The organism is Pseudodesulfovibrio profundus, from assembly GCF_900217235.1.
Lineage (GTDB): Bacteria > Desulfobacterota > Desulfovibrionia > Desulfovibrionales > Desulfovibrionaceae > Pseudodesulfovibrio > Pseudodesulfovibrio profundus.
Genome location: NZ_LT907975.1, coordinates 1,375,216 through 1,390,822, shown reverse-complemented (window position 1 = coordinate 1,390,822; position 15,607 = coordinate 1,375,216). Strand labels below are relative to the sequence as shown.

Annotated in this window: 10 protein-coding genes; all 10 read left to right on the top strand. The window is 53.8% G+C overall.

From position 1 onward, the window contains the following. Positions 1–6 precede the first annotated feature (6 nt). Positions 7–1,365: a TIGR03013 family XrtA/PEP-CTERM system glycosyltransferase gene (locus DPRO_RS06685; protein ID WP_097011348.1), complete on the top strand. Its 1,359-nt coding sequence runs from the start codon at positions 7–9 to the stop codon at positions 1,363–1,365. A 37-nt stretch (positions 1,366–1,402) separates the two neighbouring features. Next, complete coding sequence (locus DPRO_RS06680; protein WP_232005728.1) at positions 1,403–2,206, top strand: polysaccharide biosynthesis/export family protein; 804 nt, start codon at positions 1,403–1,405, stop codon at positions 2,204–2,206. Positions 2,207–2,217: 11 nt separating this feature from the next. Next, positions 2,218–3,729, top strand: coding sequence for an XrtA system polysaccharide chain length determinant (locus DPRO_RS06675; RefSeq protein WP_232005727.1), 1,512 nt, complete (start codon positions 2,218–2,220; stop codon positions 3,727–3,729). 16 nt (positions 3,730–3,745) lie between these two features. After that, positions 3,746–4,588, top strand: coding sequence for an XrtA-associated tyrosine autokinase (locus tag DPRO_RS06670; protein WP_097011347.1), 843 nt, complete (start codon positions 3,746–3,748; stop codon positions 4,586–4,588). 20 nt (positions 4,589–4,608) lie between these two features. Then, on the top strand, positions 4,609–5,946 hold the full coding sequence (locus DPRO_RS06665) for an XrtA/PEP-CTERM system-associated ATPase (protein WP_097011346.1): 1,338 nt from the start codon (positions 4,609–4,611) through the stop codon (positions 5,944–5,946). Between the two features lie 138 nt (positions 5,947–6,084). After that, positions 6,085–7,284, top strand: a complete 1,200-nt coding sequence (locus tag DPRO_RS06660) for a TIGR03016 family PEP-CTERM system-associated outer membrane protein (RefSeq protein ID WP_157917385.1) — start codon at positions 6,085–6,087, stop codon at positions 7,282–7,284. Positions 7,285–7,549: 265 nt separating this feature from the next. Then, the gene (gene prsK, locus DPRO_RS06655) at positions 7,550–9,595 is read left to right on the top strand and encodes an XrtA/PEP-CTERM system histidine kinase PrsK (protein WP_232005726.1); all 2,046 of its coding nucleotides are present in this window, start codon (positions 7,550–7,552) and stop codon (positions 9,593–9,595) included. A 32-nt stretch (positions 9,596–9,627) separates the two neighbouring features. Continuing rightward, on the top strand, positions 9,628–10,983 hold the full coding sequence (prsR, locus tag DPRO_RS06650) for a PEP-CTERM-box response regulator transcription factor (protein WP_097011344.1): 1,356 nt from the start codon (positions 9,628–9,630) through the stop codon (positions 10,981–10,983). Between the two features lie 293 nt (positions 10,984–11,276). After that, a complete protein-coding gene (locus DPRO_RS06645) occupies positions 11,277–12,671 on the top strand; it encodes a mannose-1-phosphate guanylyltransferase/mannose-6-phosphate isomerase (protein WP_097011343.1) in 1,395 nt (464 codons plus the stop codon). A gap of 13 nt (positions 12,672–12,684) precedes the next feature. After that, positions 12,685–15,543, top strand: a complete 2,859-nt coding sequence (locus tag DPRO_RS06640) for an SIS domain-containing protein (RefSeq protein ID WP_097011342.1) — start codon at positions 12,685–12,687, stop codon at positions 15,541–15,543. Positions 15,544–15,607: the final 64 nt, after the last annotated feature.

Sequence of the window (15,607 nt, the reverse complement as noted above, 5' to 3'; positions counted from 1 at the left end):
GATGATATGGTTACGCTCGCATCAGTAAGAATGTTTAAGGACTTCATATTCCTTTTTATAGCGCTCGCTTTCAGTTCCTTGTTCGTGTTCAATGATTTCAGTGAACTGCTCGCAGTGTGCCAGGGCCGTTGTTACGATCTGGCAGTGCTGGCGGGTATCATCCTTTTGTCCTCATTCATCGTGCACATGGTTATGTACTTGAGTCGCGACCCGCGCAGGGAAGGCTTGATCAGTCTGTTCATGAGCATGGTTCTTGCCACCAATGTGGCATTCGTCATCTACTGGAAGGCCGGATTGTTCATGCAGCTGGAAGAAATCGTTTTGATGATCCTTTGTCTCTTTGGGGTCCTGCACTCCGTCTGGATTATTGGCTCCACCCATTGGCGTCGAATCCCGGGCGTGATGCAGCGAGTCCTGATCGTGGGTAACGGCGATTTGGCCCGTGACATGCGCGAATTGGCTGAAACCTCCGGCGGACGGTACGAATTCAGCGATTTCATCCAGTGCGAACCCGGCGATTATGACGATCCCGTGGCACAGGTGGAGTCACCTTCGTTCAATATCCTGAATCGGGCCAGAGAGCTGAAGGCCAACAACATCGTTGTTTCCATGTCGGAACGCCGCGGTGCTTTCCCCTTGCAGGAAGTGTTGAGCTGCAAGCTCAGCGGTATCGAGGTTATGGATGCTCCCGAATTTTATGAGCGCGTCAACAAGCGCCTCATGCTGGAAAATATCCGTCCCAGCGCGCTGATCTTTGCCAGCGGTTTCAAGATCATCGGTATCCGCCGCTTCATCAAGCGACTGATGGATATCGTCCTCTCGCTCATCGGATTGATCATCGTCACCCCGTTTTTCCCGCTGGTGGCACTGGCCATCAAGCTGGATTCACCGGGACCGATCTTTTTCCGTCAGGTGCGAGTGGGCAAGGGCGACCAGCCTTTTGAGATCGTGAAGTTCCGCTCCATGCGTCAGGATGCCGAAAAGAAGTCAGGCGCGGTGTGGGCCAAGGAAAACGACAACCGTATAACCAAGCTGGGTCGCTTTCTGCGCAAGTCGCGCATCGACGAGCTGCCGCAGTTGGTCAACGTGCTGTTCGGTTCCATGAGCCTGGTAGGGCCGCGCCCCGAACGTCCTGAGTTCGTACAAGAGCTCAAGAAGATCATTCCGTACTACTCTGAGCGTCATTTCGTGAAGCCCGGCATCACCGGTTGGGCACAGGTTCGTTACCCTTATGGTGCATCAGTTCAAGACGCGATTGAAAAGTTACGCTATGACTTGTATTACATTAAGAACTATTCCCTGAGCTTCGATCTGTTGATCATGTTCAAGACTGTGTCGGTCATGCTCAAGAAGATGGGCCGCTAGCGGTATCTGAAGCCCAAATCACATCAAAGGGGGACTCGTGCGACATTTCTCATTATTCCTGTTGGTTGCCGTATTGTTTATTGCTGCTCCAGCTTGTGCCGAAGAGTACATTATCGGCGAAGGCGACACGCTTTTCGTCCACATTTGGGGCGAGAATGACCTTAACAGGCAGGTCCTTGTCCGTCCCGACGGTATGATCTCCATGCCTGGAATCAATGATGTCCAGGCTGCCGGATTCACCATCAGTCAGTTGCGTGGAGAGGTGGAGAAGCGCCTCAAGCGGCTGATCAAGGACCCCATCGTGAATATTTCGCTGCAACAGAGCATGAACAGTCGTGTGTATGTTGTGGGTGGTGGCGTCGAGCCGACAGTTTATGAAATGTCCCAGCGGACCACCTTGCTCCATGTTCTTGCCTCAGTCGGTTCGCTGGCTGGAGCCGACCTGGAAAAGTCCTATGTGTATCGCGATGGCAAGAAGGTCATGTCCGACTTCTCCGGCCTGTTCAAGCGTGGCGATTTCCAGAAGGATATTCAGCTCAAGCCGGGAGACACGGTTTTCCTGCCGGTCAAGTATGACCGAAATGTCTTTGTCATCGGCGCAGTCAATCAACCGCAGGCGATCCCCTTCGTTGAAGGGCTGACTGTGTTGGATGCTCTGCTTCAGGCTGGCGATTTCAGCAAGTACGCGGATGAAGATGAAATTTCCATTGTCCGCACCGAAGACGGCAAGCAACAGGTAATCAAGGTCAAGACCAAGGCACTGCTGGAAAAGGGCGACTTCAAGCAGAACGTCCAGCTCCATGCAGGAGATTATATCGTTGCCAAGGAAAGCTTTTTCTAGGACATTCATACATGATGAAGAATCACTCTGCCGACTACCACGAGCAGGAGGATGGGCTTGATATCAAGCGCTACCTGCAACTCGTCCTCGAAAGGAAGCGCCTGTTCATAGCAATAGCATTGACCGTGATGTTCCTCGCGATCATCGTGGCGTATGTCATCCCCAAGAAGTACAATTCAGAAAGCGTTGTCTTCATAGAGCAAAACGTCATCAGCGATTTGGTCAAGGGGATTGCTATCACGCCGTCCATGGACATGAAGATCAAGGCCATCAAGGTGACCATGCTCAGCCGTTCCATGCTCACGAAGATGATCAGGGAATTGGATCTTGACCTCGGTATGGAAACGCAGGCTCAGATGGATAATCTGATCAAGTCGTACCAGAACAACGTCAATATCCGACTGGATGAAAAGCGCGGTGTCATCACCATTTCCTACACCGATAAGAATCCTTTTGTGGCCCGTGATGTGGTTAATACGCTCACCCGTCTTTATATTGAGGAAAACACCTCGACCAAGCGTCAGGAATCCTTTGAGGCAACCAAGTTCCTGGCTGAACAGATCGAGGTGTTCAAGGATCGTATCGATGCGGCAGAAGCTGAGATCGATGCGTTCAAGACCGAATCCGGCAAGATGTTGAGCGCCGATGAAGGGGCTGTGCGTCGAAAGATCGAACGGGCCGAAGATGAGCTTGCACAGGTCAATATTAAGATCAACGCGCTCAAGACATCGCGCAGCATTCTCCTGCAGAATACGCCGCTGCGAAATCAGCTGGAAGAGCAGGAAAAGTCGCTCAAGCTCTTGCGCACCAAGTACACGGAAAGCCATCCGCAGGTCGTGCAGCTCAAGAATTCCATTGCTCAGACCAAGGCCCAGCTCAAAAGTGGTGGGTCCGGTGATTTGAGTTCGGTTTATCGCTCCGAAGAATATCAGGGCGTCAAGGTTGAGCTGGAATCGTTGGAAAGCATCAAGAATCGATTGGAAGAAGAGATCGATCGTGAAAACGAGATTCTCAAGCAGATTCCCACGTTGCGAACCCAATTGGCCGAGCTGGAACGCAAGAAGATGAATGAAGTCATCATCTATGAAAAGCTTGTTTCCCGTTACGGTCAGTCCGAGGTCTCCAAGGAGATGGAGTTGCAGGATAAGTCCATGTCGTTTCGGGTACTGGACCCGGCTGTGGTGGCCTCTTCACCGTCCAGTCCCAACCGACCGCTCATAATCGGCGGCAGCATGGTTCTCGGTATAGGTCTCGCCATTGGCCTTATCATACTGCTCGACCTTATTAATCCGACAATCAATACGGTGGACGATCTGCGCAAGTTCGGGCTTCCGGTGTTGGCTGTCATTCCTAAGATCAAGGACGTCGAGGCTGAACGTGAGCAGCGGCGCATCAATATGCGCGTCTACGCTATCGGGGCTTTCGGCCTGTTTGTCGTGTTGAGTTTTCTGGTTATTGAAGTGTTGCACCTTGGCATAGTGGACCAGCTCATCCAAATCATCAGATACAGCGTTATCAGCTAACCATCAGGGGTACAGCATGAGCAGAATAGAAGAAGCCTTGAAGAAGGCATCCCAAATGCGAAATTCGACACGCAGGACAGAAACGTTTGACCCCCCTTCGGAAGAAGCCATCAATCGAAAGCTGGTGGAAAGCTCGGTGACAGCCGAGGCCATAGAACGGGTCAAGGGGCAGCATCTGCTGGTTTCCATGAATGACAATGTTTCACCGGCGGCCGAGGAATTTCGCAAGCTGAAGCAGAACCTTGTTCGTCTTAGCAAGAAGAACGGCTTCCACAACACGGTGCTTGTCACAAGCGGTACTGTTGCCGAGGGAAAGTCGGTCACGGCCACGAATCTTGCCATCAGCCTTGCTCATGAATTTGATCATACCGTCTTGCTGGTGGATGCGGATATCAGGCGGCCCAGTGTCAATCATCTTCTCAACCTGGAAAACACCTACGGTCTGTCTGATTGCCTGAACGACGGCACGGACATCAGTAAGGCGCTGGTTCCAACGGGTATTGGCAAGCTGACCTTTCTTCCGGCAGGCACGCCCACGGCCAATCCCGGCGAACTGCTGTCATCCAAGCGTATGGAAATGATCCTTCGGGAAATGAAGAATCGCTACTCGGATCGCTATGTCATCATCGATTCCCCGCCCGTATTGCCCTTTGCCGAAACGCGCATCCTGTCGCGCTTGGTGGATTCCACCATCCTTGTGGTCAAGGAGGGGCGGCTTTCCCAGTACGAGGTTCGCGACACCATGGAAGCCCTGAGCGGGTCCAATATCATCGGTGCAGTCTTTTCGCAGGCATCCACCGGAGCCATGCGCAGCGGGTATAGTAGCTCGTATAGCTACAGCTATTACCATTCGTACTGAGTTAACGAGGCGGAGTATTCATGTACGAAGAATTTTTTGGTTTCAACGCAAAGCCGTTTGACCTGTTGCCCAATCCGGACTTGCTCTTCATGAGCAAGACCCATGGAAAGGCCTTGTCCTATCTGCGCTACGGCATTCAGGAGCGGGCCGGGTTCATCCTGCTGACCGGCGAGGTCGGTGCAGGGAAGACCACCTTGATTCGGGAGCTTATCAATCGCCATCTTGAAAACGTCACCCTTTCCAAGGTGTTTAACACAAAGGCCGATTCGCAGCAGTTGCTGACCATGATCAACGACGACTTCTCCCTCGAAACCGAAGGGCGGAGCAAGGCGACCATGATCAGGGACTTGAACGAATTTCTGATCGATGAATATGCGGCTGGTCGACGGGCTGTCCTGATCATCGATGAAGCACAGAATCTCAATACCGAGTTGCTCGAAGAGATGCGCATGCTGTCCAATCTGGAAACAGATGGCGGCAAGCTGCTCCAGATCATTCTCGTCGGGCAACCTGAACTCCGGCAGACACTGGATACGCCTGAACTGCTGCAACTGCGCCAGCGTATTCAGATCGGGTGCCACATCCAGCCTCTCAATGCCGAAGAGGTCAAGGAATACGTCTACTATCGCATGGAGCGCGCCGGAAACAGGGACGCTGTCCAGTTCACTGATCAGGCGCTGTATCTCGTACACGAGCAAAGTCGTGGAATCCCCAGGCTGATTAATATTTTGTGCGACTATCTGCTGATCGATTCCTTTGCCAATCAGAAGAACACCGTCAATGAGGCGGATGTGTCGGATATCGTTACGGAGCTGGATTTCGAGCGCCAATACTGGCAGTCGAGCGCTCCGTCGACTTCGGATGAACGACACCAGGGCGCACAGCCCTCGAAGAAGCCCGGCACACATGCTTCCGGCAAGAACCCCATTGGAGCCAAGCGGCTCCCGCCAAGGGCGGAAAAGGTCCTCCGGCAGATACGGGGTGTCGAATCGCGCATCGAATTTCTGGAAAAGAATCTGGTCAGGGACAGTGAAAAGACCAACCTTGAGAACGTGGAACGTCTTGAACGACTCGAACGCCAGGTATCCCGGATCGAGCAGCAACTGGAGGCGCTTTTCAATATGAATGCGTCTAATTTTCGCGGTGTTGGAAGAGAAACGGCCCCCCAGCCGACTCCTCAACAACAGACTGCACCTGCGCCGCAAAAGCCCGCTGCTCCTGAACCGGTTACACCTGCTGACTCAGCCGAAGAAGGGGATGGCGATATTCCGCCCCGACCCCGAACCGGGTATCAACCGCAGGACCGACCACCGGTCAGGCGCGGTTGGGCCTATCGGTTGCTCTTCGGCAGTGACTAGAGGTTGAGCGGAGTTGCGCTTGCAACTAGCGCATAATACAAGTAAGGAGTAAGAAATTTACTTTCATATGCTAAACGTCTAGAGGTGCACGTGCTGACTCTCTCCAAAAAAGCTATATTGGTTCAATGTACAGCCGCTATGCTGGTCCTGGCTCTGTGCCTGCCGGCCCAGGCCGCTGACTTCCAGTTCAAACCGCGTATTTCCGCAACTACGGAATACAACGACAACGTGGAAGAAGTGAACGGCGGCAAGGGTGACACCGTGGCTATTGTCAAGCCAGGATTGTCGGCTACATATGATCATTCCCGTATCTTTCTGGATCTTTCCTACGACTTCGAGTTGAAGGAATACATGGACGACGTCCGTGACGATGAGCAGAACCATTACCTCGACGGCTTTTTGAAAGTGGAAGCGATCAAGGACTTGTTCTTCGTAGAAGTGTCCGACACCTTCAAGAAACAGTATGAAGATTCGACCCGCGGCGAGTTGGAGGATGGAGAGACCACCAACGGCACCACCGATCAGAACATCTTCACTGTCAAACCCTACTTTGTTTTCGATTTCAACGAGCGGACCTTCTTCACCACCGGTGCCGAATTCAACGACATCTGGTACTCCGAAGAAGGCAATATCGACAAGCGCAACGCACGTGCATTCGTTGATATAACCCATGAGTTGACTGACAGGTGGGAACTGCTCACAGGCGCCGGATACATGAAACAGGATGCCCGTTTCGTGGAAGAGGGCGGATTCGATCGCTACGATGTAACACTTGGAACCAAGTATACTTACGCTGAGGACTCCTTTGTGGAGGCCATCTGGTACCCCACCTATACGGAGTACGAATCCGCGGCTTCCAATGATCAGGGGAATCCCTACAAGATCGGTGTTACTCACGCCTTGTCAGGCACCATGGTCGGTAAGCTCTACTCGGAAATGGATTTCACCGAGGACCCGCAGTCCGCGGATACGCAGGAGACTTACTCCCACAGTGCCGAATTGCGACAGCAGTATGAGCGCGGATACTGGAATATCGGCCTGCGCTTCAATGATTACCGCAGGGCTGACGATGATGAGCACAGACGCTACTGGCGTCCTTCTTTCGATATCAGTCACGACCTCACGGGCAGGCTGACCATTGTCGGCAATGCGTATGCAGAGTTTGACGTCAATGATGATTATGACACCTATTATTTCCTGAGAACCGGATTGCAATATGCGATTGCCGAGTCTCTGAACACGACGCTGTCTTACCGCTTGAAAAACAATGAAGAGAACGGAAATTCCCGCGATTACACATCAAATACCGTGGGACTGACTCTTTCCTGGACCTACTAGGGGGCGAGCAGCAAGGAGTCGTATGATTCGACCATAGCACGCGATGCGTGTGTACCAGGAAGCTCAGTGCAGTAGCTTCGTGTTTTCTTCCGTCGGGGTGGGGTGTCCCGGCGGTGTGACTTCCGATTCGTTGAGAATCGGCGGTGAAAGCATGAAGCTTTTTTTATTGTCTGCTGAACGACTGGAATGGAACTAGGTTGATACACTAAATATTTTGCATACTGAGAAAAATGTCGTATGGAGAAGTATTGAAGGAATCTGAATAATGATGAGTTTGGTTTTGCAAATATTCGCCTTGCTTCTGGTGGTCTGTTACCCCTTGTACGTGGTCTACAGGTCCACCCGAAAATGGAGCAGCCTTTCCTTCCTTGTCGCCTTTTGGGTGCTTGGCGGGATGATGGCGTGCGACATGCTGGCCGCTTCCTATCCTGCTCGATTCCTGATGTACAAGAATGCCTCCCTCTACTTTGAGGCGTTGCTTTGTCCAACCTTCCTCCTGTTCAGTCTCAGCTATTTTCGCGATTTTGCCTGGCACCGTATGAGCGGACAGCAAGTGCTGTTCCTGCTGTTCTCCTTTGTCCCGGTAGCCATGGTCTTCTTTTTCCCGGTCCGAGATTTCTTCTACTCGCCTGATTTCACCATCGACAGAATCCTGTATCTGGAAGAGATATCCTTCTTCTTCTACATGCAGGTCATGCTGTTTCTGGTAGTTGGTCTCTACTTTCTGGAAGCGACCATCGCCAATGCACCGCATGGAGCCAAGTGGAAGATCAAGTTCGCCATTGTCGGCGCCGGTGCGGTTTTCTCGACACAGGTAGTCTATTTCAGTCAGTCCATGATCTTCCGGGCCATCGACATGGAGTTTCTCTCGCTTCGCGCGTTCGGCGTGATCGTGGGCGTGCTGCTGGTGATGTATTCGGAATGGAGCAGGGGGCGTGATGAGCGCATCACCATCTCCCGGCAATTGGCTTACAGGTCGTTCCTTGTACTCTTTGCCGGTATTTTCTTGCTGGGTGTGGGACTGGTCGGGGAAGGCATCAAGCTGTTCGGCAGCGACTTCCACACCTACGCCTACCTCGTCATCGGCTTCCTTGCTGCGCTGGGGTTGGTGGTCGTGGCCTTGTCGGAAACCGTCAGGCGCAAACTGCGGCTCATGGTCCAGCGCAACTTTTATGGCGAAAAGTATGATTACCGCATCGAGTGGAAGAATTTCACCGAGCGCATGACCCGCGCCCGGAGCAGCGAAGAACTCTACGATAATATCCTGATAAACTATTGCGAAACTTTCGGTGTTGTCGGTGGAAGTCTTTTCCTGCAGGGGCGTCACTCCACGGATTTCTCGCCTGTGCACTTCCACGAAATGGACGAAGTCGAACTCGTACTGCCGGAAAAAGCACCCTTGGTGGATCACCTCAGACAGAGCCGGTCCATTCTTGATCTGTCCGGGCCGGATATCGAAATGGCCGAGGCGACCAAGGAATTTCTGACCAACGGACATGTGCGATTCGTGATTCCCATTTTTTCGGACAAGACCCTGCTCGGTATCATCTTCCTGACCAGTCCCATCAACAAGGTCGAACAGTATGATGAGGAAGACATGGAACTGATGGGCGCGCTGGCCCGTCAGGTGGGAGCCATCTTCATGAATCTGCGTTTGGGCGATGAACTGGCCGAGGCCCGCGACATGGAAGGGTTCGGACAGGTGGCTGCGTTTGTGCTCCATGATCTGAAAAATCAGGTCTATCCGTTATCCCTTCTCGCTGAAAACGCCCGTGAGTACATCGATGACCCCGAGTTCCAGAAAGACATGCTCGACTCGCTGTCGAACATCGTCGGGCGCATGAATGTCCTGATCGCGCAGTTGACCAATATTCCCAAGAAGGGCTCCCTGAAGTTGAAGCCCGTTGATCTTCTCGAACTGGCCAAGGATACCGCCCGATTGATTCCGGATGCCAGAATTGAATTTTTCGGCAGCAACGTCACTGTTCTGGCCGACCCCGAGGAAATCAAAAAAGTGGCTCTGAACCTCTATGTCAATGCCATGGAAGCAGGTGAAAACAGGCGCTTTGAAGTGCATATCGTGGACGATGAGTTGCCGGTCCTGCGGGTCATTGACTTTGGCAAGGGCATTGATGGTGACATCCTCAAGAAGGGACTCTTCATGCCGTTCAAGACGACCAAGAAGAAAGGAATGGGAATCGGGCTGTACCAGTGCAAACAGATCGTGGATGCCCACGGGGGCAAAATTTATGCAACGAGTCCGGACGGCGGCGGCGCAGAATTCAGCGTTGTTCTGCCGAGGCCGGAATAATCTCGTATAACCGGAAACCCGGGTGAATACATATGCAGAAGTTACTCATAGTCGACGACAACGATGAAATACGCAGACAATTGAAATGGGGATTGTCGCGTTCCAATTACGAACTGTTTTTCGCCAGCGACGGCGAGGAAGCGCTTAAGTTGTTCCGCAAGCACTCGCCGCCTGTGGTGACCCTCGACCTCGGACTCCCGCCAAATGAGAATGGCGTGGAGGAAGGACTTCGTTGTCTGACGGAAATGCTCCGAATGAACCCGCTTTCCAAAATTATCGTTATTACGGGCAACGAGGAACGGGACGCAGCTCTGCGTGCCATTCAGATAGGTGCCTATGACTATTACAAAAAACCCATCGACCTGAATGAATTGAAAGTCATAGTCGATCGGGCCATGTATCTTCAGACCATTGAGTCGGAAAATCAGGACCTGCGCCGTCAGTCGGTCAATGATTACGGCATTGTTGGCGAATGCCCTGAGATGCAGGAAGTCTTTTCACAAATTGAACGGGTCGCCGCATCGGACGTACCGGTTCTCATTAGTGGTGAATCGGGAACCGGAAAGGAACTGGTCGCCCGAGCCATCCACGGCAAGAGCATGCGCGCCGGCAAGGATATGATCCCCATCAACTGTGGGGCCATACCGGAAAACCTGCTGGAGTCGGAACTGTTCGGGTATGAGAAAGGCGCGTTCACCGGAGCTAACAAGCGGCTCAAGGGCAAGGTCGAATACGCTGACAAAGGCACGCTGTTCCTTGATGAAATAGGTGAAATGCCCATGGCGCTCCAGGTCAAGCTCCTTCGCTTCCTGCAGGAGATGGTGGTCACTCGCGTCGGTGGGCGCGAGGAGATCAAGGTCGATGTCCGAATCCTTACAGCAACGAACATCGATATCCACAAGGCCATGGAAGAGGGCAGCTTTCGCGAAGACCTGTATTACCGCATTGGCGTCATGAATATCGTGCTGCCCCCCCTGCGTGAGCGCGGTAAGGATATTGAACTGCTGGCGAATTATTTCCTGAAAAGCGTGGCTGTGGGGCAACCCAACAACAAGACCTTCAGCGACGAGGCCATGGCCTGCATCAAGGGGTATGAATGGCCGGGCAATATTCGTGAACTTGAAAATCGCGTCAAGCGTGCAGTGATCATGGCTACCGGGCCACAGATCATGCCGGAAGACCTCGGGATGAAGGGCGACGAAGCATTGCAGCATCAGTTGAATATGGGCGACATGTCGCTCAAGGATGCGCGGATGATGCTTGAGCGCGACATGGTCAAGCGGGCGTTGGACAAGTCGTCGGGCAATGTGGTCAAGGCTGCGGCGTCCATTGGTGTCAGTCGCCCCACGTTCTACGACCTGATGAAGAAACATGGGATGCGCTCGTAGTTTTTCCATGTTTTACAGTGATTTGTCGGTAGGTTGAACAGGGTGTTCCGACTGGAAACGGAGTGATTTGCTTCTTCCGGTTGCATGAGCGCTTCACGGTAAGGTATATGCCGCAAGCCGGCTTTGTTGAAGTGTTCCTTCGGGAGAGTCTTTTGTTGGTGATGCAGCGCACTGTTGCTGCTTCCTCAAAGTGGAGCCGGCACGAGTGTTTGTTGCGGCACGAGACAGTGCCGTACTGGCGGTTAATAAGACAAGATACGGCCTTCGGGCTTTGATGTATAAGTGAGGTCCTGATGATACAACCGGTGATTCTGTGCGGAGGCAAAGGCACTCGCCTGTGGCCTCTTTCCAGAACCTTGTATCCGAAACAGTTTATTGAGGTATCCGAGGGGCGCGTGCTCTTTGGCGATGCCTTGGAGCGGTGTACCAGTCTTGGTGAGACCACGGCACCCATCGTGGTCTGCAACAGCGAGCACCGTTTTCTGGTGGCAGAAGAGATGCGCCAGCGCGGTATAGACGGCAAACTGGTGCTGGAACCGGTCGGGCGCAATACTGCTCCGGCCGTTGCCCTTGCCGCGCTCATGGCCGATCCTGATTCCATCATGCTGGTGGCTCCGGCCGATCATGCCATCGACGATCTGAAAGCCTTCCGAACAGCGGTCGAGGCAGGGTACGAGCGGGCGAAACAAGACCATTTCGTCTGTTTCGGCATTGTACCCGACGCACCGAATACGGGATACGGGTATATTCAGCAGGGCGAGAGCGTAGACGGCTCGGTATGCCGGGTCCGCCAATTCGTTGAAAAGCCTGATCTGGCTACGGCAGAAGAGTATGTGCAGTCAGGCGACTACCTGTGGAATAGTGGTATTTTCATGTTCCGCGCTGCCCGCTACCTTGACGCTTTGGAAGAATTTGCTCCCGAAATGCTGCGTCAGTGCCGCAAGGCAGTGGAAGGCAGTTTCGAGGACCTTGATTTCACCTGTCTGGACAGGGAAGCCTTTGAGCAATGCCCGTCCGATTCCATCGACTATGCGGTCATGGAAAAGATTCAGGATATCGAAGTGGTTCCCTTCGGCAAAAGCTGGCAGGACCTCGGTACCTGGTCCAGTCTGCACGACATCAATCCCAAGGATGCCAATGGCAACAGCGCATTGGGCGACGTCCTTCTGGAAGATACGAAGAACTGCTATGTTCGTTCTTCGGGTCGTCTGGTGGTGACCCTCGGGTTGGAAGATATTACCGTGGTCGAAACCCCGGATGCGGTGCTTGTGGCTGCCAATGACAAGCTCGACGGCATGAAGGATGTGGTCAATCGCCTCAAGGCCGCGAACCGCACGGAGACAGAAGCGCACCTGACGGTGTATCGTCCATGGGGCAGCTTTGAATGCATCACCATGGAGGACCGGTTTCAGGTCAAGCGAATCGTCGTGAAACCGGGCGAAGTTCTTTCACTGCAAAAACATTTCCACCGGGCGGAACATTGGGTGGTGGTCAAGGGCACGGCCAAGGTCGTCAATGGCGATCATGAGGAAATCCTGTCCGAGGACCAATCAACCTACATTCCGTTAGGCAATGTGCATCGACTGGAGAATCCCGGTAAAATACCTCTTGAGTTGATTGAGGTGCAGACCGGCAGCTATCTCGGCGAAGACGACATTGTTCGTTTCAAGGACAAGTACAAACGATAAGGGTGAGTTTATTATGTGCGGCATTGCGAGTTTTTTGAGCAACAGGCTGTGGACCGAACCCTCCGATACCTCTTGGCTGGCTTCGCTTGAAGACGGATTCAAGAAAGCTGCGGGTGGCGATGATTTGATGGCGGCCAAGGCTCCTCTGGAGGACCTGGCGGCTCGTTTTTATGATTTGATGGCCTTTGGCCTGCATTACCAACTGGTCGCCGACAAGGAGACCCGTGGTACGCTGGAGTCCATCCGGGATATCATCCGCAATCTACGGAATGCGGCTGCCGTCAAGCTGGAACAGGGACCGAGAACCGATGAACTGGAAGCCCTGCGTGAACAGTTGGACGACTATCTCTGGCAGATCGAGCAGGAAGTTCTGGAGAATGTGAAACGGACGCTGGCCATCATGCCTTCGGCCATTGCTGAGGATGTCGAGGCCCGCGACAAGCATTTCCTGTCCTGGGGTATCGAGCAGGTTCTGGAATCCATCGATAAGCTGGAAGTCCGTGGTCGTGACTCCGCCGGCGTTGCCGTGGCATTCATACTGCCTGAAGGCATCGATCCCGAGGCGGCTCTGGACGCAGGCCAGAAGGCCGAGTTGGAAGCGCGTTCATCCATCGCCAATGCCGATACGCGTCAGGTCTTGCTGCGTAAGCTGGACGATGGTCGCACTGTCTGTCGCTTCCTGTACAAGGTCGCGCAGTTGGTCGGGCAGCTAGGTGATAACGGCGCGGTACTGCGAGAGGCCATCCAGTCTGACTCTCTGCTGTGGGACATGGCTTCCGGCCTGGCGACGCTGAATATCATCGCGCACACCCGCTGGGCATCCAACGGCATTATTTCCGTCCCCAACTGCCATCCCGTTGACGGGCTGGTGGAAGGTGATGTGTCCACCGGACTGGAACGCACCATGTTCGTGCTTAACGGGGATGTGGACAACTATCGGACACTTGTCGAAGAGACCGTCCTGTCCAAGGGCGCTTACATCCCACCCGTAATTTCCACTGACGCCAAAATCCTTCCGGTTCTGTTCCATCTGGACAATCCCGCCGAAGGCGATGCCGAGGACCGTTTCCGCAACGTGCTCAAGCGGTGCGAAGGTTCCCTGGCCGTGGTCATGCAGAACCTGAGCGACTTCGACAGCCAGTTCCTGGCCCAGAAGGGCAGCGGACAGAGCTTCTATGTCGGTCACACTCTTGATGGCTGGCTGGTCGCTTCCGAGGCTTATGGCATGGCAGCGCGGGCTCGTTCTTCCTACCCCATGGCGGTCCACCGTCAGGGCGGCGTGTCCGTCATTCTTCGGGATACCGACCCGGCCGGTTCCGTTCCCGAGGCCAAGTATCTGGACAATGGCGAGACCGAAAAGCTCAAGGAAGAGAAAATCGAAATCTTCTCCCGCGACATTTTTCGCGGAAAATACAATCACTACATCGAAAAGGAAGTCCACGAAGCTTCCAGCTCCGTGCGCAACACCCTGCACGGCAAGTATGTGAAGGAGAACGACGGCGTCACCTTCCTGCCCGAAGGGTTTGGCAACGGTCCTGATCTGGTCAAACGGATTCAGGACACGGATCGTCCCATCCGGCGCATCGTGGCTGTGGGACAGGGGACGGCTGCCGTGGCTGCCATGGCCGTGGCTTCGCTGCTGCGTCACACTCTGGGCAAAACCGATATATCCATCGAGAATTACACCGGTTCCGAGCTGATCGGGTTCATGGGTGACGAGCCCATGGATGATGTCATCCTGATTCCGGTCTCCCAGTCCGGCACCACCACTGATACCAACCGCGTGGTCGATCTGTGCCGTGACCGTGGCGCGTGGATCAACTGCATCGTCAACCGCCGCAACTCCCCGCTGGTCCAGAAGTCCGATTCCTACATCTACACCAGTAATGGTCGTGATGTGGAAATGGCTGTTGCCTCGACCAAGGCTTTCTATTCGCAGGTGGCGGCAGGCAAGCTGCTCTCCCTGTGGCTGGCCAATGTCCTTGGCGAACTTGACGCCAAGTCCTCCCTGCCGGAGATTGAAGCGTTGGAGAATCTGCCCAACAAGATCGACGAGGTGCTGGACGGCAAGGAAGCCATCGCCGAAGTGGCCCGCAAGTACGCACCAGTGCATCGTTACTGGGCACTGGTCGGCAACGGCGCCAACTGCATCGCGGCCCAGGAAGTGCGCATCAAGCTCTCGGAGCTGTGCTACAAATCCATTCCCTGCGATGTGACCGAAGACAAGAAACACATCGACCTCTCCACCGAGCCGCTGACGTTGGTCATGGCTTCGGACCTGCCGGAAATGGTCGTCAGCGATACCGTCAAGGAAACAACCATCTTCAAGGCCCACAATGGTTCGCCCATTGTTTTCTGCGCCAGTGATGAGGATCGTTTCGACAGCGTGGCGGAAGCAGTGATCAAGGTACCCCGCGTTGGCGGTGGACTTGATTTCGTGACGGAAACCGTGGCCGGTCACTGGTGGGGCATCAGCGCTGCCAAGGCCATCGACGCCCACGCCGAGCCGTTCCGCAACGCGCGGACCTTCCTGTCCGAGATGATCGAGGATGAAAGCAAGTTTGATCGCGAGGAACTGCTCGTTCAGCTCAACTCCTGCAACGAGCGAATCGCCTCCGGTGCAACGGATTCCGCCTTGCCTGCCCGTGTTGCCGCAGCTCTGGCCAACTACATGCTGTGGCTGGTCAGTCAGGCTTCTTCCATCCAGGCATCCGAAGCACGCCTTGCCGATATCCTGACCATCCTGAACAAGGCCATCGAAGAAATGACCCGTCCCATCGATACCATCCGCCATCAGGCCAAAACGGTAACAGTGGGCATCTCAAGGCCTCAGCAGGAAAAGGCCGTGTGGGTGAGTAATAAAGTTGTTTAGTGAGTAATAAAGTTGTTTAGTGAGTAATAAAGTTGTTAAGTAAGTAATAAAGTTGTTAAGTGAA